Raw genomic sequence first — 18,227 nt, 5'->3', positions numbered from 1 at the left:
CGCTCCCGCCGGTCCGGCCCGGACGGCCTCCCCTGTCGCCGCGGGGTCCGCCCCGCCTGCCCGAAGGACACCTCCATGCGCCCACGCGCCCGCACCACCTCCCCTGCCCGCACCCTCGTCGTCGGCACCGTCGTCGCGTCCGCCGCGGGGCTCGCCCTCGCCGTCGCCACGCCGCTCACGGCCCAGGCCCACGTCGAGCTCGAGGCCTCGTCGACCGCGCCCGCGGCGCTCAGCGTGCTGACCTTCGCGGTCGGCCACGGCTGCGAGGGATCCCCCACCACCTCCCTCGCCGTCACGTTCCCCGCCGAGGTCCAGGCCGTGACGCCGACCGTCAAGCCCGGCTGGTCGATCACCGAGGTGCCGGCCGTCGCAGCAGTCGGTGCCGACACCGCCGAGACCGACACCGGCACCAGCACCAGCACCAGCACCAGCACCGACACTGGGACGGCCACCGGCACGACCGTCACCTGGACGGCCGACCCGGGCTCCGCCCTCCCCGACGGCTTCCGCGACACGGTCGCCGTCTCGGCCCTGCTCCCGGTCGGGGGAGCGGCAGGCGACCTCGTCGCGTTCCCCACCGTGCAGACCTGCGAGGTCGGCTCGTACGACTGGGTCGAGGTCGCCGAGCCGGGCTCCGAGGCGGAGCCCGCGTCGCCGGCCCCCGTCCTGACCCTGACCGATGCGGACGGCGGCGGAGCGGGTGCCAGCGGCACCGACGACGGGACCGGCTCGCAGGAGGCAGCCGCCGCCTCCTCGGCACCTGCTCCCGTCGACGAGACGGCCAGGGCCCTCGCCGTGGGTGCCCTCGTCGTGGGAGTCGTCGGGCTAGTCCTGCTCACGACGACCCTGCGCCGTCGCGCCGCGGAGGCCCGCCGATGAGCGCGAGCGCCCCTCCTGTCCCCGCTCCCGCTGATCCGTCACGAGACGGATCAGCCCGGGCGAGGGACAGCGCCCCCGCTCGCGAGCCCCGCGCACCCGGCGGGATCGGCAGCTGGCTCGGCCCGCTGCTGCTGCGCCTGCACTTCTGGGCGGCGATCGTGGTGGGGCCGTTCATCCTCGTCGCGGCCCTGACCGGCGCGGCCTACGCGCTCGCGCCGACGCTCGAGCAGGTCGTCTACGCCGACGAGCTGACGGCTCCGGGCACCGGGCCGGCGCTGCCGCTCGCCGACCAGGTCGAGGCGGCCGAGCGGGTGGTCGGCGACGGCGGCGAGCTCGTCGCCGTGCGTCCCGCACCCGAGCCGGGCGACACCACGCGCGTGCTCTTCAGCGGCGACGACCTGATCGAGAGCCAGACCAGGGCGATCTTCGTCGACCCGGCGACGGCGGAGATCCGCGGCGACCTGCCCGTCTACGGCACGAGCGGGTCGCTGCCGCTGCGCACGACGATCTCCGACCTGCACCGCAGCCTCGGGCTCGGCGACGTCGGCCGCCTCTACAGCGAGCTCGCCGCCAGCTGGCTCGGCGTCGTCGTGCTCGCGGGCCTCGGCCTGTGGATCGCCCGCCGCCTGCGCGCACGTGGTCCGGGACAGGCCCGTGCACGGGCGCGGCGCGACCTCGTGCGGCCCGACCTGCACGCGACGGGCCTGCGTCGGCTGTTCTCCTGGCACGCGTCCGTCGGCGTCGTGCTGACGGTCGGCGCGCTGTTCCTCTCGGCGACGGGCATCACCTGGTCCCAGCACGCCGGCGACAACGTCACCGCGCTGCGCGCCGCACTCAGCTGGACCGCCCCCACGCTCGACACCGCACTGCCTGCCGAGGGCACCAGCGCAGGCACAGGCACGACAGGAGGCGCTGCATCCGACGCCGCGGGCGTCGCGGCCGACCCCCACGCCGGTCACCACGGAGCGGCCGCCCCCGGCGTCTCCGGCGTCGACCCGGCCCTGTTCGACGACGTGCTCGCCGTCGCGCGCACGGTGAACGTCGACACCGGCCTCGTCGAGATCAAGCCGCCCGCCGACGCGGACAGCACCTGGACCGTGACCGAGATCAAGCGGAGCTGGCCGACCCAGGTCGACTCCACGGCGGTCGACGGAGCGACGCTCGCCGTCGTCGACCGGACCGACTTCGCCGACCACCCGCTGATGGCGAAGCTGGCCCGCTGGGGCGTCGACACGCACATGGGCACCATGTTCGGCCTGCCGAACCAGCTCCTCCTGGTCGTGACGGCCCTCGGGGTCGCCGCGATGGTCGTGTTCGGCTACCTGATGTGGTGGCGTCGAGGCCCCGCAGGAGGTGCCGGCCGCCTCCGTGCCGGACGCCCTGCTCCCGCAGGCGCTCTCGTCCGCGCCCCGTGGCAGGGGCTCGTCGCGGTCGTCGCCGTCGGCCTCGTGGTGGGGCTGTTCCTGCCCATGGTCGGGCTCGGGCTCGTGCTGTTCATCGTGGTCGACGCCCTCGTGACGGCGGCCCGCACCCGCGCGTAGCGCTGCCGGGACACCCCGGGACCCGCACGACACCTTGATCACTCGGGGTGTGGTGCGGGTTCCGGGGTGTGGCGCGGTGCGGGGAGGGGGCTCGAGCTCAGCCCAGCTCGGCGGCGGTCGGCACGACGACGGCGTAGAGGTCGCCGATCGTCGCCAGGGCGGCACGGTGCAGGTCGCGCGCCGCCACGGGCCCGTCGACGCCGGGCAGCGACCGAGTGGCCGAGGCGTCGGCGACGACGGTCGGCCTGTTCCCGCGGAGGAAGGCCCCCTCGGCGGTGAAGGTGACGCACATGTGCGTCATGAAGCCGGCGACGACGACGTCGGCGTGGCCCGCCGCGTCGACGACGTCGCCGAGGTCGGTGCCCACGAAGGCGTTCGGCGCGTTCTTGACGACCACCGCCTCCCCGTCGATCGGTGCGACGCGCTCGTGCACCTGGCCGATCGGAGCGCTGATGTCGTAGGGCGTGCCCGAGCCGCCGTCGTGGACGACGTGGACGACCGTCGAGCCGGCGGACCGTGCACGAGCGAGGAGGTCGGCCGCGGCGGCGAGGGCCGGCTCCCAGCCCTCGAGCTCCATGACGCCCGTCGTGTAGGTGACCTGGTAGTCGACGAGGATCACGGTCGAGTCGGCGAGGACGGCAGGTGTCGTCGGGAGGTCGTTCACGTCGCGGAGGGTGGTGGAGGGTGACATGTCATGTCCTTTCAGGTCGGTGAGTTAGATTCTGGGCCACCTGGCGCGACCTGCCCAGGTGCATCCGGGTCGACCGACGCCAGGATCGGATCGGACTCGAGGAGGGGCCCGTGTCGTCACGCTCCGTGGCCGTCGTCGCGTTCGACGGCATCAGCCCCTTCCACCTCTCCGTGCCGTCGCTCGTGCTCGACCACGACCCCGGAGACGACCTCGTCGCTCGCGACGGCGACGACTGGCGCCTCGTGGTCTGCACGACCACGCCCGGCACGCTCACCACGAGCGCGGGCTTCGGCATCGTCGTCGAGCACGGGCTCGAGGCCCTCGAGACGGCCGACGTCGTCATCGTGCCCTGGTGGGGCGACCCGTCCGCTCCGGCGCCCGCCCTCGTCGTGGACGCGATCCGCAGGGCCCACGCGGGAGGCGCGACGATCGTCGGGCTCTGCCTCGGCGTGTTCGTCCTGGCCGAGGCCGGCGTGCTCGACGGCCGCCGCGCGACGACCCACTGGCGGTGGGCCGACGCCTTCCGCCGTCGCTTCCCCGCCGTCGAGCTCGACGCGACGGCGCTCTACGTCGACGAGGGCTCGGTGCTGACCGGCGCCGGGGCGAGCGCGGGCATCGACACGTGCCTGCACCTCCTCGCCGAGCACGCGGGCCGGTCCGTGGCCAACGGCGTCGCGCGTCGGATCGTCGCCGCGCCGCACCGTCCCGGCGGCCAGGCGCAGTTCGTCGAGCAGCCCCTGCTCCTCGACCCGACCGACGACGCGGTCGGGCGTGCCTGCGCCTGGGCCACCGCCCACCTCGCCGAGCCGCTCACCATCGACGTGCTCGCCGGGGTCGCCCACCTGAGTCGCAGCTCCCTGACCCGGGCGTTCCGGGCGCGGACCGGGTCGTCCGTCTCCACCTGGATCGCGCGCCAGCGCGTCGCCCTCGTCCGGGACCTGCTGGAGGCGACGGACTGCCCGGTCGAGACGGTCGCCACCACGGCGGGGTTCGGCAACGCCGCGGTGATGCGCGAGCACTTCACCCGCGAGGTCGGCGTCTCGCCGGGTCGCTACCGCGAGGCGTTCCGCACCGGGTGACGGGGCGGGGCAGTCGGTACCGTGGGTCCGTGCACCCCCTCGAACAGGACGTCGTCGAGCTGGCCCGCCGCGCGGCGGGCCGCGTCCCGTGGGACGGCCTCGACGTCGTCTTCGGCGAGGTCGCCGGCATCACGACCTGCCGGATCTTCGCGTCGCACCCGCAGCACGGGCGCCGGCTCGTCCCGGTGCCGGACGAACTGCGGTCGACCTTCGTCGACCTCCGCCGCGAGACCGCGACCGCCGACCGGGGCGCCTGGTTCGTCGCGTCGCTGCACGTGAGCCGGAGGCTCACCGGCGAGACGGTGCACGAGACGTTCTCCTACGACCACGACGGCCGCCCGGAGTTCCTCCGCGACACCGCCCGCGCGGGCGCGTGGCCCGTGCCGCCGCTCCCCTACGACACCGACTTCGTGCTGGACCTCGCCGACTTCCCCCGGTCCCGCAGGCACACGCCGGCGTGGCTGACGAAGGCCGTCCGGCGGCCCGTGAGCTCCGACGACGAGCTGCTCGAGCCCGGGACGCGCGGCGAGGCGCGCCTCCTCGTCCGCCAGCTCGCCATGGACGTCGTCGACGCGCACCGGGGCCTGGCCTGGTCGCGGACCGACCACGAGTTCGTCGTGCTCGACCGGAGTTCCTGGAGCACCGGCACGACGCTGCTGCGTGACGGCACCGTGCACCGCGGCGACCCGCTCGTGGGGGCGAGGGTCCACGACCTGCTCCGCGAGCTGCGGGAGACCACGACCGACCCGGACCGGGGCGCCTGGCTGAGCGCGTTCCTCACCGTCTTCCCGGACGCCTCCTTCGACCTGCGGCTCAACCTCGACATGCGGCCGCACACGCACCTGCAGGCGACCGACCGCTGGCGCGCGCCCGAGCGTGCCGCGGACGCGCGCCCCGGCGACGCGGAGTGGGTCGCCGACCTCGAGACGCACCCCCGGTCGCCGGAGCACCTGCCCGCCTGGTACGCCGCGATCGTCGAGTCGGAGCAGCGACGTGCCGAGCTCCGGACCGCGACGCCCTTCGCCCGGACGCGGGTCGGCGCCGCCGTCGCCCGGAGCTCGCCCGGGCTGCCCACGTCCCTGCAGGACCTGGCCGGGACGCCGCCCTGGAGGACGCTCTTCTCGTACGTGGAGCCGGCCCTGCTCCACCAGCTCACGACGGGGTGGTGGGAGCTGCTCGACGACCCGGAGCAGGAGGATCTGTGGCCGCACACCCTCGACGCCGTGGCGCCCCTCGTCCTGGGCGACGTGCTCGACGCCCTCGGCCGGGACGGCCACACCGTCGGGCTGCTGGTGGACGCGGCCGAGGTGCTGGTGCAGCGCGGGCTCGCCGGCGCAGGGGGCGACGAGCCACTCGACCGGGGCGAGCCTGTGGGGTCGGCGATGTCGGACGCCGCCGAGACGGTGTTCATCGATGTCGGCGACGTCCTCGCGGAGGCGATCGACGCGCAGCTGGACGCGCGCTTCCCTGGCGTCCGACCCGGCCGGACTCAGCGGTAGAGCGCGTCCCGCCCCAGCCGCGGTCGGGCTGAGCACGGCGCGAGCTACACCCCCGATTCGGCGCTGCACCCCCGGATCACGGGGTGCAGCTCCGGTTCAGGGGTGCAGCTCGGGGCCGGGCCGCGTGCCGGCGGGCCGGGCTCAGTGCAGCTCGACCTCGACGGCGACGACGCGGGCGTCGCCCGGCCCGACGAGGTGCACCGGCCCGGTGATCGCGAGCGACGCCTCCGTCTCGCGCTCGGCGCACGAGGCACCGACCCAGAGCTCGACGGCGCCGGGCTCGACCACGCGCCGCATCCGGCGGTCGCTGAACGCGAGGCGCTGCGTCGGCACGCGGAACGTGACCCGCGCCTCCTGCCCCGGCTCGAGCTCGACCCGGGCGTAGCCGAGCAGCTGCGCGACCGGACGGGTCACCGAGGCGACGACGTCGTGCGCGTAGAGCTGCACCACGTCGGCGCCGGCCCGGCCGCCCGTGTTCCGCACCGTCACGGTCGCGGTGAACGCGCCTCCTGCGGGCACCTCGCCCGACCGGCCCGACGCCCCGTCGCGGTCCGCGCGGCCCGGACCGTCGGCCGCCTCGACGACGAGCCCCGACCGCTCGAAGGTCGTGTACGACAGGCCGTGGCCGAACGGCAGCACCGGGGTGCTGTCGGCGCTCGTCACCTCGCTCGGGCCGCCGAGCGGCGGGTGCAGGTACGAGAACGGCTGCGCACCGGCCGACCGCGGCAGCGAGACGGGCAGCCGGCCCGACGGGACGACGCTGCCCGAGAGCACGCCGGCGATCGCGGGGCCGCCCTCCTCCCCCGGGAAGAACGCCTGCACGACCGCCGCTGGGGCGCTCGGCCCGGAGACCGCCCAGCCGATCGCGTAGGGACGACCCGAGAGCACGACCAGGACGACAGGGGTGCCGGAGGCGACGACCGCCTCCACCAGGTCGCGCTGCGGTCCCGGCAGCTCGAGGCTCTCGACGTCGTTGCCCTCGCCGACGGTGCCGCGGCCGAAGAGCCCGGCGCGGTCGCCCACCACGACGACGGCGACGTCGGAGGCGGCTGCCTCGCGGACCGCCTCGTCGATGCCCGCGCGGGCGTCTGCGTCGAGAGCGCCCTCGACCTCGCAGCCGGGCACGACGACGAGCTCGGCGGCGGGCAGCTCCTCGCGGAGCGCCTCCGCCACGGTCGGCACCGCGATGCCCGTGGGCACCCCGGGGTGGTGCGCGAGGACGTGGTTGACGAACGAGTAGCAGCCCATCAGCGCCTCGGCGCTGTCGGCGTTCGGGCCGATCAGGGCGACGCGGGCCGGGCCGGCGCTCGGGCCGGCCCCGGCGCCGCCGCCGAGCGGCAGCACCCCGTCGTTCGTGAGCAGCACGACCGACTCGTCGGCCAGGCGGCGCGCGACCGCGCGGTGCGCCGGGCTGTCGAGGTCGATCTCGGTCGGCGGCCCCGCGGCCTCCGCGGCGTCGAGGGCGGCCTCGTCGAGCAGGCCGAGCTCCTCCTTCTCCGCGAGCACGCGGGCGACCGCGAGGTCGACCAGCGTCTCGTCGACCAGCCCGGCCCGCACGCGCTCGGCGAGCGGGGCGAGGTAGGCGTCGCCGGTGGGCAGCTCGACGTCGATGCCCGCCTCGAGGGCGAGCGCGGCGGCCTCTCCGCGGTCGGCGGCGACGGCGTGCATGACCTCGAGGAAGGCCACCGCGAAGTAGTCGGACACGACGACGCCGTCGAAGCCCCACTCGCCGCGCAGCAGGTCGGTCAGGTACTCGGGCGTCGACCCGACGGGCACGCCGTCGACCTCGGCGTAGGAGTTCATCACCGAGCGGACGCCGCCGTCGCGCACGGCCATCTCGAACGGCGGCAGCAGCACGTCGGCGAGGTAGCGCGGCCCGACGTTCGCCGGGGCGTGGTTGCGGCCCGCGTCCGAGAGCGAGTAGCCGACGAAGTGCTTGAGCGTGGCGTGCCCCCCGGCCGACTGCAGGCCGCGCACGTACGCGGTGCCGATGGTGCCCACGACGTACGGGTCCTCGGCGATGCACTCGTCGACGCGTCCCCACCGCGGGTCGCGGACCACGTCGAGCACCGGCGCGAGGCCCTGGTGCACGCCGAGCTCGCGCATGGAGCCGCCGATCAGCGCCGCCATCCGCTCCACGAGGTCGGGATCGAAGGAGGCGCCCCACGCGAGGGGCGTCGGGAACGTCGCGGCCTGCCAGGCGGCCAGGCCCGTCAGGCACTCCTCATGCACGATCGCCGGGATGCCGAGACGCGTCTCGGTGCGCAGCCGGCGCTGCTCCTCCCACAGCCAGGAGGCGCGCTGCACCGGGTCGACCGGCCGCGTCCCGTAGACCCGGGTCAGGTGCCCCAGCCCGTGCTCGGTCGCCGCTCCGTAGTCGTCGCTGGGGGTCATCGCGCCCTGCATCGGCGCCACGGCGCCGCCGCCCTGGTCGACCCACCAGCCGACCAGCTGGGCCAGCTTCTCGTCGAGCGACATGTCGTCGAGGAGGCGGCGGACGCGGTCGCTGAGGACCAGACCGGTCGCGCTCGTCGCGGCCCGCGCCTCCCCGGCCCGGCCCTCGTCGCCGCGGCGATCCGTCTCGTGCTGCATCTCGATGGTCATCCCTTCACCGCCCCCGTCAGGCCGCCCACGATGCGGCGCTCGAACAGGCTGAAGAAGATCAGCGCGGGCAGCATCGACAGCGCCGTGAAGGCGAGCACCCGTGCCGTGTCGACCGAGTACTGCGACGAGAACGCCTGCACGCCGAGCGGCAGGGTGAACGTCGACGGGTCGTTGAGGATGAACAGCGGCAGCAGGTACGAGTTCCACGCGCCGATGAACGCGAGGATGCCGACCGTGATCACCCCCGGCAGCGACAGGCGCACGACCATGCGGAAGAAGAACCCGAGTCGGCTGCAGCCGTCGATGAACGCGGCCTCCTCGATCTCGTCCGGGATCGCCCGCAGGAACGGCACGAGGATGATGATCGTCGTCGGCAGCGCGAAGGCGATCTGCGGCAGGATCACCCCGGCCAGCGAGTTCGTCAGCCCGAGGTCGCGGATCACGAGGTAGAGCGGCGTGATGGCCACGGTCATCGGGAACATCAGCCCGGCGGCGAAGAGCGCGTAGAGCACCCCGCGCCCGGCGAACCGGTAGCGCGCCAGCACGTAGCTCGCGGCGAGGCCGAGGGCGACCGTGCCGATCGTCGTGGCCCCGGCCGAGATCAGCGAGTTGCCGACCTGCCGCCAGAAGGTGCCGCCGGTCAGCACGTCGAGGTAGTTGCCGACCTGCCAGGGGCTCGGGAACCCGGAGGGGTCGGTCGTGATCTGCGCGTTGGTGCGGAAGCCGCCGATCACGATGAACGCCACGGGGGCGAGCATCGCCACGATGACGACCGCCGCGACCACGTACGCGACGCCGCGTCCGGGGTCGGCGATGCCGCGCCTCCTGGGGGTAGGCCGGTCGGCCGTGGACCGGGGCGTGCGCGCTGGTGTGCCCGCGCCTCCGCCGTCCGGGCCCGCCGCGCCGCGGGGGCGCACGGGCAGGGTGCTCGCGGTCATGACTCGTCTCCTGACGTGGTGAGGGCGCCGGCCGTGTCGCGCCGCAGCACGAAGCGCTGGTAGACGAGGGCGACGACGAGCGAGATGAGGAACAACACGACGGCGACGGCGTTGCCGTAGCCGTAGCTGCCCGAGGTGCGGCCGTTGGCGACCATGTACGTCGCCATGGTCGAGGTGCCGGCGGTGGCCGCGATGTACTGGCCCCAGATGATGTAGACGAGGTCGAACAGCTGCAGCGAGCCGATGATCGACAGGAACGCCCAGATGCGCAGGGTCGGGCCGAGCAGCGGCAGCGTGATGCGGCGCTGGATCTGCCACCAGCTCGCGCCGTCGATCGCCGCCGCCTCGCTGAGCTCCTCGGGCACGCCCTGCAGGCCGGCGAGGAACAGGATCACGGCGAAGCCGACGTACTTCCAGGTGATGATGACGAGCAGGGTCCAGATGGCGATGCTCGGGTCGGCGAGCCAGTCCTGCGTGAAGGCGCCGAGGCCGACCTTCGTCAGCACGTCGTTGACGGCGCCGCTGCCCTGGAGCATGAGGCTCCAGCCGGTGCCGACGACGACCTCGCTGATCACGTAGGGCACGAAGATCAGCACCCGGATCAGCGATTGCCCGCGCAGCTTGCGGTTGAGCAGCAGCGCGAGGCCGATCGCGACCGGTCCCTGCAGCACGAGCGAGAGCACCACGATCGTGGCGTTGTGGCGCAGGGCGTCGAGGAACGTCGTGTCCTGGAAGATCGTCAGGTAGTTGCGGAACCCGACGAAGTCGGTCGGCGGGCCGAAGCCCTGCCAGCTGAAGAAGCCGTAGTAGGCGGCCATCACGATCGGGAAGACCACGAAGGCCAGGAAGACCACGAGGGCCGGGCCGACCAGCAGCGCGATCTCGAGACCGCGGGCACCACGCCCCTGCCGGGACACGGCCCGGGAGGCCGCCGGGGGCGAGGCGACTGCCTCGCCCCCGGCGGTGGCGTGAGCCCCGGCTGGTGCGGCGGGCCGCACGGGGGGTTCGCGGAGGCTCACGAGGGGCCTACGCCTTCTTGGCGGCCGCGTCGACGGCGTCCACGAACTCCTGCGGCGTGCCGTCGCCCGAGAGCAGGTCGACCACGGCGACGTTCATCGCGTTGCCGACGTTGAGGCCGTAGACGGTGTCGAGCCACTGCGAGACGAACGGGGCGTCGTTGTAGGCGGCCAGCACCTCCTGCAGGTACGGCTCCGTGACGGCCTCCTGGGCGACCGTGTTCACCGGAGGCGCGTTGAAGGCCTTGTAGTAGGCCTCCTGCACGTCGGGGGTGGCCAGGTAGTTCAGGAAGTCGACGCACGAGTCGGGCGCGCCGGCCGAGCACGAGTACCCGTCGACGCCGCCCATGATCGCGCCGGGCTCGCCGTCGCCGCCGTCGATCGCGGGGAACGGGAACCAGCCGAGGTCGGGCAGGGGCTTCGCGTCGGGGGTGAGCGAGGCGATGACGCCGGGGTCCCACGCGCCCATCAGCTCCATGCCGGCCTGCTTGTTGGCGATGAGGCCGGCCGAGCTGCCGGCGCCCTGCTGGGCGGCCGTGGTGAGGAAGCCCTCGTTGAAGGGCTCGGTGTCGCGGAAGTCGGCGAGGTCCTGCGCCGCGTCGACCCAGCAGGGGTCGCTGAAGTCGCGGTCGGTCGCGGCCTGCTCCAGGGTGTCGCTGCTGCAGGCACGCAGGGCGAAGAAGAAGTACCAGTGCGCGGCGGGCCAGGCATCCTTTCCGCCGAGAGCGACGGGCTGGGTGCCCGAGTCCTTCAGCGCCGTGACGGCGTCGTCGAGCTCGTCGATCGTCGTGGGGGGCGTCGTGATGCCCGCCGCGTCGAAGACGTCCTGGCTGTACCAGAAGCCGCCGGGCAGCACGGCGATCGGCATCGAGTAGACCTTGCCGTCGATCGAGCCGGCCCCGAAGGTGCCCTCGCTGATGTCGGCGCGGGCGTCGTCCGAGATGCCGTCCGTGATGTCCTTCACCTGCCCGGCCTGGACCATCGCCTGGAGCTTGCCGCCGCCGCGCTGCAGGAACACGTCGGGGGCGTCGCCCGAGTTCAGGGCGGTCTGCAGCTTGCTGTCGAAGTCCTCGTTCTGCACGGTCTGGACGTCGATGTCGACGTCGGGGTTGGCCGCCGTGAAGTCGGCCGCGGCCTTCACCCAGAAGTCCTGGCCGGGGCCCGTGGTCGAGTTCTGCCACAGGGTGAGGGTGCCGTCGTCGGCTCCCCCGGAACCGCCTGCGCTGCAGCCGGTCAGGAGTCCTGCTCCCACCAGCAGGGCTGCGGACCCCGCCAGGAGTCGTCGGGTCGTCGTCGTCATCAGTGCCACCTGTTCCTCGTCGTTGAGCGGCCGTGGTCGGCCCGGGACGCAGCGCTCCGATGTGCTGCGTCGGACCAGTGTCAGAAATGGCCGAGAGGGTGTCAAACGTTTTCGAAAACCATTTCGACAGGGCTAGGCTCGCGCTCGTGAACGCTCGTCCGACCATCCACGACGTCGCCGCGGCGGCGGGCGTCTCGCTCGCGACCGTGTCGAAGGCGGTCAACGGCCGGTACGGGGTCTCCCCCGAGACGACGGCGAAGGTGATGGCCGTGGTCGACGCGCTCGGCTACGAGTCGAGCCTCGTCGCCAGCAGCATGCGGGCCCGCCGCACCGGCGTGATCGGCGTGCTCGTGGCCGACTTCGAGCCGTTCAGCTCGGAGGTGCTCAAGGGCGTCGGCACCGCCGTGCGCCAGCTCGGCGCCGAGTACGACCTGCTGGCCTACAGCGGCGCGCACCAGGGCGGCGCCGACGGCTGGGAGCGGCGCTCGCTCAGCCGCCTCAGCGGCACGCTCATCGACGGGGCGATCCTCGTCACCCCGTCGGTCCTCACGACCACCACGAGCGTGCCGGTCGTCGCGGTCGACCCGCACAAGGGGCGCGCCGACCTGCCGAGCGTCGAGGCCGACAGCCGAGGAGGCGCGGTGCAGGCGGTCGAGCACCTCGTCTCCCTGGGGCACCGGCGCATCGGGTTCCTCGCCGGGCGGCCCGACCTGCGCTCCGCGTCGCTGCGCGAGGCCGGCTACGCGGACGCGCTCCGCTCGGCGGGCATCACGCGCGACCCGGCGCTGACCCGCGACGGCGACTTCGAGATGGGCGCCGCACGCCGTGCCGCCCGCGAGCTGCTCGACGTCAGGCCGGCCGACCGCCCGACCGGCGTGTTCGCCGCCAACGACTTGTCGGCGATCGCCGTGCTGCGCACGGCCCACGAGCTCGGCCTGCGGGTGCCGGACGACCTCAGCCTCGTCGGGTTCGACGACATCCCCGAGGCGTCACGGGAGCAGCCCGCGCTGACGACCGTGCGGCAGCCGATGCACCGGCTCGGGACCGTCGCCACGACGATGCTGTTCACGCTGCTCGAGGGCGGGGTCATCGACCGGCCCGAGGTGCAGCTGCCGACGAAGCTGGTCGTCCGCGGCACGACCGGCCCGGTGCCGGCGCCGAACGGCCGCTAGCGGGCGGCAGGGGACGGCGAAGGCCCCCGCCGCAGAGCGACGGGGGCCTTCGGGTGCTGCGGGTCGGGTCAGCGCTTGGCGCCGCGACGACCGGTGATGAGGCCCCAGATGAGCAGGACGACGATGGCGCCGACGATGGCGATGAGCCAGCTCTGGATGGAGAAGAAGCCGTCGTAGCCGACGTTGAACAGCGCGCCGCCGACCCAGCCGCCGATGAGGGCGCCGACCACGCCGAGGACGAGGGTGGCGAGCCATCCGCCGCCCTGACGGCCGGGGAGGATGAGCTTGGCGATGGCGCCGGCGATGAGGCCGAGGAGGATGAAGGCGAGGAAGCTCATGGTGAGCCCTTTCTGAAGATGATGAGGGGCCGCTTCGGGGCAGGCGACCCGAGGTCGACCACCAGCTTGCTCCCAGACGGGCACTTTGTCCGGAATCAATCAGGAACACCCCCTTGTGCGCCGACGGCACGAGGGCTAGGTGAACGGGAGGTGTCCGGAGCCGGGGCCCCTGATGAGCCCCCCTGGCAGGCTCGTGCGTCGCCCTTGACGCAGGAGCCCGTGCCGAGAGTCGGGGCTCTCGGCGCCCACCGGGAGTTCGGGCTCCCGGAGGTGCACGGCCGCGAGCCGTGCCGGGTGCCTAGGGAACACCCGGGCATGTCTTCGGAGCCGAGGCACCCCCCGATCGGGTGACTTTCCCGCTCGTCGCAGGAGGCGCCTCCCGCGAGCGCGCACACGCCCGGCGGAGCATGCTGGAGGCCTACCGAGGGGGACCATGAAGTACATCGTCTACGGCGAGAACCGCGTGATGACGGGCGACGCGATCGCCGAGGCCGTCATCGCCTACGCCGCGGCCCTCGGGCAGAACGGCACGACCGACATCGTCGACGTGCCCACGAGCGACGAGCACGGGTCGGCGGCGACCGCCGAGCTGCTGCTCGGCCCCGCCAGCCAGCTGATGATCGAGACCGCCCCCGACGACGAGCTCGAGCCCGAGGACGAGGCGCTCGTCGCCGAGCTCGTGCGCCGCGCCGCCGCCGTGGGCGGGGCGCGCTTCGTGGACGCCGCGTCCGGCAGCTCGGTCGACGAGGAGGAGCACGCCGCGGAGTCCGCCGACGACGCGCCGCTCCGCACCCGCCCGCCCGAGCCTCGCGACCCCGACGACCGCACGCAGCCGGCTCCCGCGTTCCGCCCGGCTCGACCGGCACGGCCCGCGGGCTACGCCGACGACGCGCCGACTGCCTGACGGCCTGAGCCGCGGCACTTCCTCGCCCTCGGCGCCTGCTCCTCTGACGGCCGGGGCCGCTACACCCTCTGCTGCCGCGGCACGACGACGCGCTCGAACACGACGACCCCCGCCGTGGCGATCGGGATCGCGACGAGCGCGCCGAGCACGCCGCCGAGCGCACCTCCCCCGAAGGCCGCCACGATGACCAGTGCCCCCGGCACGGCCACGGCCTTCGACATGACCCGCGGCGTGAGCACGTACGCCTCGATCTGCGCGTAGACCAGCAGCACCACGCCGACGACGATCGCGGTCACCGGCGAGACGCTCAGGGTCGCCGCGATGATGATCGCGTACGCGACCACGGTGCCGACGACGGGGATGAGCGCTCCGAGGAACGCCAGGGCGGCGAAGAGCACGGGCACCGGACCGCCGGCGATGGTCAGCACCACGAAGACGAAGACGGCGTTGATCGCGGCGAGCGCCACCTGCCCCGCGACGTAGCGGCCGACGGACAGGAAGATCTCGTCCGAGATGTCCATCACGCGCTCGCGGTGGCTGCGCGGCACGGCCCGGCTGAGCGAGCGGAGCATCTGCGGCAGCGTCACGGCGAAGTAGATCGTGAGGATCGCGACGATGATCACCGCGGTGATGCCGTTGGTGATGCCCTGGCCGACGGCGAGCACGCCGCCTCCCAGGGCGAGCAGGCGGTCGGGGTCGAGCAGGTACGAGCTCACGGCGGCGACCGCGTCGTCGACGTCGACCTCGAGGCCGAGGGTCTCGACGGCCTGCTGCACCCACGGCTGGCGCGAGATGTCCTGCAGGGCGGCGGGCGCCGTGCGGATCACGTGCCCGACCTGCTCGACGAGCGCGGGCACGACCGCGGCGAGGATGCCGACGACCGCGCCGAGCACGAGCACGATCGAGACGACGACGCCGACCCAGCGCGGGGCGCCGGCCCGGGAGAGGCGCCGCACGACGGGCTCGAAGGCGAGGGCGAGGAAGAACGCGAGGCCGATGTAGACGAGGATCGTCGAGAGCGCCATCAGGGCGACGATGATGCCGACGCCGAGCCCGCCGCCGAGGGTCGCGATCAGGCCGAAGCGGAACGCGCCGGGGCGCCGCAGCGGGCTGGACGACTGGTCACGAGACGCAGTCGAGCGCGCGGACGACGAGGCGTCGGACGGGCCGGACGCACCGGACGGCGCCGTCGAGCGGCGGACGGAGCGGGCACGGTGCGAGAGGGCCATCCGACCATCCTGGCGGTCGCCGCCGCCGGAGGGCCGACGGAGGGCTGCCTGAGGTCCGACGCGGCTGCGCCGAGGCCGAGCCGCGTCGCCGCTCAGATCGGCTTCTCGACCATCCCCCAGGGCGAGTCGTGCCCCTCGGGCGAGGCGAGCAGGTCGAGGAACGGCCCGGCCGGGAACGCCTCCGGCCCGAGGATCCCGACGCCCGACCAGACGCCCGTGGCGAGCAGCTCGAGGGCGATCACCGGCCCGAGCGCCGTCTGCCACACGACGGCCTGCGAGCCGTACTCGCGCATCGAGGTCTCGTTGTCGGCCACGTGGTAGAGGTACGTCGACCGCGGCCTGCCGTCCTTGCCCGTGCCCCGCACCCAGACGCCCGCGCACGTCTTGCCCGACATCACGTCGCCGAGCGTCGCCGGGTCGGGCAGCACGGCCGCGACCACGTCACGCGGCGAGACCTGCACCCCCTTGACGTCGACCGGGGCCGTCCTGTCGAGCCCGAGCTTGTTCAGCGTCCTCAGCACGTCGATGAACTCCTGCCCGAGGCCGTACTTGAAGGTGACGCGCTTCGCGCTCGTCCAGCGGGGCATGAGCAGCACCTCCTCGTGCTCGACGTTGACGCACTCGACCGGGCCGATCCCCTCGGGGAAGTCGAAGACCTCGGGCTCGCTGAACGGGGCGGTGGTGTACCAGCCGCGCCCCTCCTCCCAGACCACCGGGGGGTTCAGGCACTCCTCGATGGTGGTCCAGATCGAGAACGAGGGGGCGAAGTCGTAGCCCCTGACCACCAGGTCGGCGCCGTCGCGCACGCCGAGCTCGTCGATCTCGCTGAAGAGCTCGTCCTCCGCCCAGCGCGCGAACACGTCGGACATGCCGGGCTCGACGCCCATGCCGACCAGGGCGAGTCGTCCTGCGTCCCGCCACCGCGCCTCCTGCGCGAACTGCTCGTCGCCGAGCTTGACGCCGGTCAGCGCGTGCGGCTCGTCGGGGTGCGGCCGCGACAGGCTCATCGCCATGTCGAGGTAGACCGCTCCGCCCGCGAAGGCGCCCTCGAAGATCGGCATCACGAAGCGCGGGTCGACGGCGTTCAGCACGTGCGTGATCCCGTGCTCGCGGATCAGGGCCGTGACCGAGTCGGCGCTCGACGCGTCGACCGAGGCGCCGAGGAGGCGCGGGTCGGCCAGCGAGTCGACCAGCGCCTGCGGGCGGGCCGGGTCGTAGTCGGCGACGACGAGCAGCTCGAAGAAGGCGCGACGCACGGCGATGCGGACCGCGGCCGAGCCCACGCCTCCCGCGCCGACGATCAGGATGCGGGCCGGTGCCGCGGCGACGTCGCCGGGTGCGGGTGTGGTGGGTGCCGTCGTCATGCCAGTCCTCCGTCGATCGAGCGGGTGTAGATCTCGGGCTCGTCGGGCACGAGCACCTCCGTGTCGCGGTTCAGGCTCTCGCCGCGGAAGAACGGACGGGACTCCGCGAAGGCCGACCAGACGACCATCAGCACGGCGCCGAGCAGCAGCGAGCCGATGCCGATCACGAAGGTGCCGCCGATGCCGAGCAGCACCGTGTAGCCGTAGTCGGGCGCGAGCATGTCGACCACCGACTGCACGAAGGCGTACGTGAGCATCAGCGCGCCGAGCAGCGGGAGCAGGCCCTTGAAGAGGAACGCCTGCCACGACGACGTCAGCTCGCGCCGGAAGTACCAGACGCACGCGTAGCCGGTCAGCCCGTAGTAGAAGGCGATGGCGAGGCCCAGCGACAGGATCGAGTCCTGCAGCACGTTCGCGCTCACCAGCGTCATGACGACGTAGAAGACGATCGCGACGACGCCCATCACGAAGGTCGAGAACGACGGGGTGCGGAACCTCGGGTGCACCCGGCCGAACCGGGCGGGCAGGGCGCCGTAGACGGCCATGGCGAGCGTGCCGCGGGCCGTCGGCAAGATGGTCGTCTGGGTCGACGACACGGCCGAGACGAGCACCGAGATCACGAGCACGACGGAGAGCGGGCCGAGCACCGGGTCCTTGAGCGCGAAGAAGACGTCGTCGGCGTTGGCCTCGTTCGCGAGGCCGATGCCCGTGCTGCCGAGGCCCGCGAACGACATCGCGACGACGGTGACGCCGACGTAGGTGACGAGCAGGATCGCCGTCGACAGCACGGCGGCGCGGCCGGGGGTGCGCTGCGGGTCCTTCGTCTCCTCGGTGAGGGCGAGGCAGGCGTCCCAGCCCCAGTAGATGAAGAGGGCGAGCAGCACGGCCTCGACGAACCCCGACCAGTCGGTGAACGCCGTCGGGTCGAACCAGCTCCACTCGACCGGGGTCGCGTTCGGGGCGTCGCCCGTCGCGATCTTGTAGAGCGCGACGACGACGAAGAGCGCGAGGGCCACGTACTGGACGCCCAGCAGGACGTTCTGCACGCGCTCGCCGAGCTCGAGGCCGCGGTAGCTGATCCAGGTCATCAGGGCGATGAACACGACGCCGGTCGCCGTGACGAGCGGCACGTTCTCGGCCAGCGAGCCGTCGCCGACCATCAGCCAGGTGTACTGTCCGGCGATCTGCGACAAGTTGGCCAGCACGACGATGCCGGCGATCGCGACGCCCCAGCCGCCCATCCAGCCGACGCGGGGGCCGAAGGCCTTCGTCACCCAGGTGAAGGTCGTGCCGCAGTCGGGCACGGCCCGGTTCAGCTCGCGGTAGGCGAAGGCGATGAACAGCATCGGGATGAACGCCACGATGAACGCGATCGGCGCCTGCGCCCCGACCGCGGCGACCACGAAGCCGAGCGTCGCGACGAGCGAGTAGACGGGCGCGGTGCTCGCGAGGCCGATGACGGTCGAGCCCCAGAGGCCGAGGGTGCCGGCCGCGAGGCCCTTGCCTGCGGACGGGGCGCCAGGGGCAGAGGTGTCGGGGGCCGTGGCGGCGGGCCCCGGTGCACCGGGGGCGGCCGGGCGCGAGGAGGGGGTCGGCACGCGGCCGGGAGAAGCGTCGGGACCGCTCATGGCCAGAACGTAGTCCCGCCGCCCGGGCGTGTCAACGAGCCTGTG

Annotated in this window: 15 protein-coding genes; 6 read left to right on the top strand and 9 right to left on the bottom strand. The window is 73.6% G+C overall.

The genetic code is table 11. The features are described from left to right. The first annotated feature begins 75 nt into the window (after positions 1 to 75). Together IFT77_RS14295 and IFT77_RS14290 are read left to right on the top strand one after the other, a co-directional pair. On the top strand, positions 76 to 879 hold the full coding sequence (locus tag IFT77_RS14295) for a DUF1775 domain-containing protein (RefSeq protein WP_192170348.1): 804 nt from the start codon (positions 76 to 78) through the stop codon (positions 877 to 879). Next, positions 876 to 2,420: a PepSY domain-containing protein gene (locus IFT77_RS14290; RefSeq protein WP_192170347.1), complete on the top strand. Its 1,545-nt coding sequence runs from the start codon at positions 876 to 878 to the stop codon at positions 2,418 to 2,420. The genes IFT77_RS14295 and IFT77_RS14290 overlap by 4 nt, the downstream gene beginning before the upstream one ends. A gap of 97 nt (positions 2,421 to 2,517) precedes the next feature. On the opposite strand, the gene IFT77_RS14285 is transcribed toward IFT77_RS14290, so the two are convergent. Further along, the gene (locus IFT77_RS14285) at positions 2,518 to 3,111 is read right to left on the bottom strand and encodes an isochorismatase family protein (RefSeq protein ID WP_192170346.1); all 594 of its coding nucleotides are present in this window, start codon (positions 3,109 to 3,111) and stop codon (positions 2,518 to 2,520) included. A gap of 110 nt (positions 3,112 to 3,221) precedes the next feature. Here IFT77_RS14285 and IFT77_RS14280 point away from each other — a divergent pair, with 110 nt between their 5' ends. Beyond that, on the top strand, positions 3,222 to 4,190 hold the full coding sequence (locus IFT77_RS14280; protein WP_192170345.1) for a helix-turn-helix domain-containing protein: 969 nt from the start codon (positions 3,222 to 3,224) through the stop codon (positions 4,188 to 4,190). Between the two features lie 29 nt (positions 4,191 to 4,219). Beyond that, positions 4,220 to 5,689 (top strand): hypothetical protein, encoded by a 1,470-nt coding sequence (locus IFT77_RS14275; RefSeq protein ID WP_192170344.1) that lies wholly within the window; start codon positions 4,220 to 4,222, stop codon positions 5,687 to 5,689. Positions 5,690 to 5,830: 141 nt separating this feature from the next. Here the strand turns inward: IFT77_RS14275 and IFT77_RS14270 are convergent, their stop codons facing one another. The 4 genes from IFT77_RS14270 to IFT77_RS14255 all read right to left on the bottom strand — a co-directional run bounded on the left by IFT77_RS14270 (position 5,831) and on the right by IFT77_RS14255 (position 11,547). After that, positions 5,831 to 8,167 carry a glycoside hydrolase family 3 N-terminal domain-containing protein gene (locus tag IFT77_RS14270; RefSeq protein WP_244638845.1) on the bottom strand — a complete coding sequence of 779 codons (2,337 nt, stop codon included), beginning with the start codon at positions 8,165 to 8,167 and terminating at the stop codon, positions 5,831 to 5,833. Between the two features lie 122 nt (positions 8,168 to 8,289). Next, positions 8,290 to 9,231, bottom strand: a complete 942-nt coding sequence (locus tag IFT77_RS14265; RefSeq protein WP_192170343.1) for a carbohydrate ABC transporter permease — start codon at positions 9,229 to 9,231, stop codon at positions 8,290 to 8,292. After that, entirely contained in the window at positions 9,228 to 10,250 is a 1,023-nt protein-coding gene (locus IFT77_RS14260) for a carbohydrate ABC transporter permease (protein ID WP_123546985.1), read from the bottom strand. Before IFT77_RS14260 ends, IFT77_RS14265 begins: the two co-directional genes overlap by 4 nt. 7 nt (positions 10,251 to 10,257) lie before the next feature. Then, complete coding sequence (locus IFT77_RS14255) at positions 10,258 to 11,547, bottom strand: ABC transporter substrate-binding protein (RefSeq protein ID WP_192042518.1); 1,290 nt, start codon at positions 11,545 to 11,547, stop codon at positions 10,258 to 10,260. Positions 11,548 to 11,693: 146 nt separating this feature from the next. Between IFT77_RS14255 and IFT77_RS14250 the strand changes: the two genes are divergently transcribed. After that, positions 11,694 to 12,719: a substrate-binding domain-containing protein gene (locus IFT77_RS14250; protein ID WP_192042517.1), complete on the top strand. Its 1,026-nt coding sequence runs from the start codon at positions 11,694 to 11,696 to the stop codon at positions 12,717 to 12,719. Positions 12,720 to 12,787: 68 nt separating this feature from the next. Here IFT77_RS14250 and IFT77_RS14245 read toward each other — a convergent pair whose 3' ends face one another. Beyond that, positions 12,788 to 13,057 (bottom strand): GlsB/YeaQ/YmgE family stress response membrane protein, encoded by a 270-nt coding sequence (locus IFT77_RS14245; protein WP_192042516.1) that lies wholly within the window; start codon positions 13,055 to 13,057, stop codon positions 12,788 to 12,790. A 433-nt stretch (positions 13,058 to 13,490) separates the two neighbouring features. Between IFT77_RS14245 and IFT77_RS14240 the strand changes: the two genes are divergently transcribed. Beyond that, a complete protein-coding gene (locus IFT77_RS14240; RefSeq protein ID WP_192170342.1) occupies positions 13,491 to 13,961 on the top strand; it encodes a hypothetical protein in 471 nt (156 codons plus the stop codon). A gap of 59 nt (positions 13,962 to 14,020) precedes the next feature. Here the strand turns inward: IFT77_RS14240 and IFT77_RS14235 are convergent, their stop codons facing one another. The 3 genes from IFT77_RS14235 to IFT77_RS14225 form a co-directional block, all read right to left on the bottom strand. Next, positions 14,021 to 15,190, bottom strand: coding sequence for an AI-2E family transporter (locus tag IFT77_RS14235; RefSeq protein ID WP_192170341.1), 1,170 nt, complete (start codon positions 15,188 to 15,190; stop codon positions 14,021 to 14,023). Positions 15,191 to 15,282: 92 nt separating this feature from the next. After that, a complete protein-coding gene (locus IFT77_RS14230; RefSeq protein WP_192170340.1) occupies positions 15,283 to 16,554 on the bottom strand; it encodes a saccharopine dehydrogenase family protein in 1,272 nt (423 codons plus the stop codon). Then, on the bottom strand, positions 16,551 to 18,182 hold the full coding sequence (locus tag IFT77_RS14225; RefSeq protein WP_192170339.1) for an APC family permease: 1,632 nt from the start codon (positions 18,180 to 18,182) through the stop codon (positions 16,551 to 16,553). Before IFT77_RS14225 ends, IFT77_RS14230 begins: the two co-directional genes overlap by 4 nt. Between the last annotated feature and the right edge of the window lie 45 nt (positions 18,183 to 18,227).

This window comes from Frigoribacterium sp. CFBP 13729 (assembly GCF_014841875.1).
Lineage (GTDB): Bacteria > Actinomycetota > Actinomycetes > Actinomycetales > Microbacteriaceae > Frigoribacterium.
Note: the sequence above shows the minus strand (reverse complement) of the source record. Positions and strands in the feature narration are given on the sequence as shown.

Excerpts from the sequence above, each read along its gene's own strand:
- IFT77_RS14295 (WP_192170348.1), top strand. The coding sequence starts at position 76 with ATGCGCCCACGCGCCCGCACCACCTCCCCTGCCCGCACCCTCGTCGTC.
- IFT77_RS14290 (WP_192170347.1), top strand. The coding sequence starts at position 876 with ATGAGCGCGAGCGCCCCTCCTGTCCCCGCTCCCGCTGATCCGTCACGA.
- IFT77_RS14285 (WP_192170346.1), bottom strand. The coding sequence starts at position 3,111 with ATGTCACCCTCCACCACCCTCCGCGACGTGAACGACCTCCCGACGACA.
- IFT77_RS14270 (WP_244638845.1), bottom strand. The coding sequence starts at position 8,167 with ATGTCGCTCGACGAGAAGCTGGCCCAGCTGGTCGGCTGGTGGGTCGAC.
- IFT77_RS14265 (WP_192170343.1), bottom strand. The coding sequence starts at position 9,231 with ATGACCGCGAGCACCCTGCCCGTGCGCCCCCGCGGCGCGGCGGGCCCG.
- IFT77_RS14255 (WP_192042518.1), bottom strand. The coding sequence starts at position 11,547 with ATGACGACGACGACCCGACGACTCCTGGCGGGGTCCGCAGCCCTGCTG.
- IFT77_RS14245 (WP_192042516.1), bottom strand. The coding sequence starts at position 13,057 with ATGAGCTTCCTCGCCTTCATCCTCCTCGGCCTCATCGCCGGCGCCATC.
- IFT77_RS14240 (WP_192170342.1), top strand. The coding sequence starts at position 13,491 with ATGAAGTACATCGTCTACGGCGAGAACCGCGTGATGACGGGCGACGCG.
- IFT77_RS14235 (WP_192170341.1), bottom strand. The coding sequence starts at position 15,190 with ATGGCCCTCTCGCACCGTGCCCGCTCCGTCCGCCGCTCGACGGCGCCG.
- IFT77_RS14230 (WP_192170340.1), bottom strand. The coding sequence starts at position 16,554 with ATGACGACGGCACCCACCACACCCGCACCCGGCGACGTCGCCGCGGCA.
- IFT77_RS14225 (WP_192170339.1), bottom strand. The coding sequence starts at position 18,182 with ATGAGCGGTCCCGACGCTTCTCCCGGCCGCGTGCCGACCCCCTCCTCG.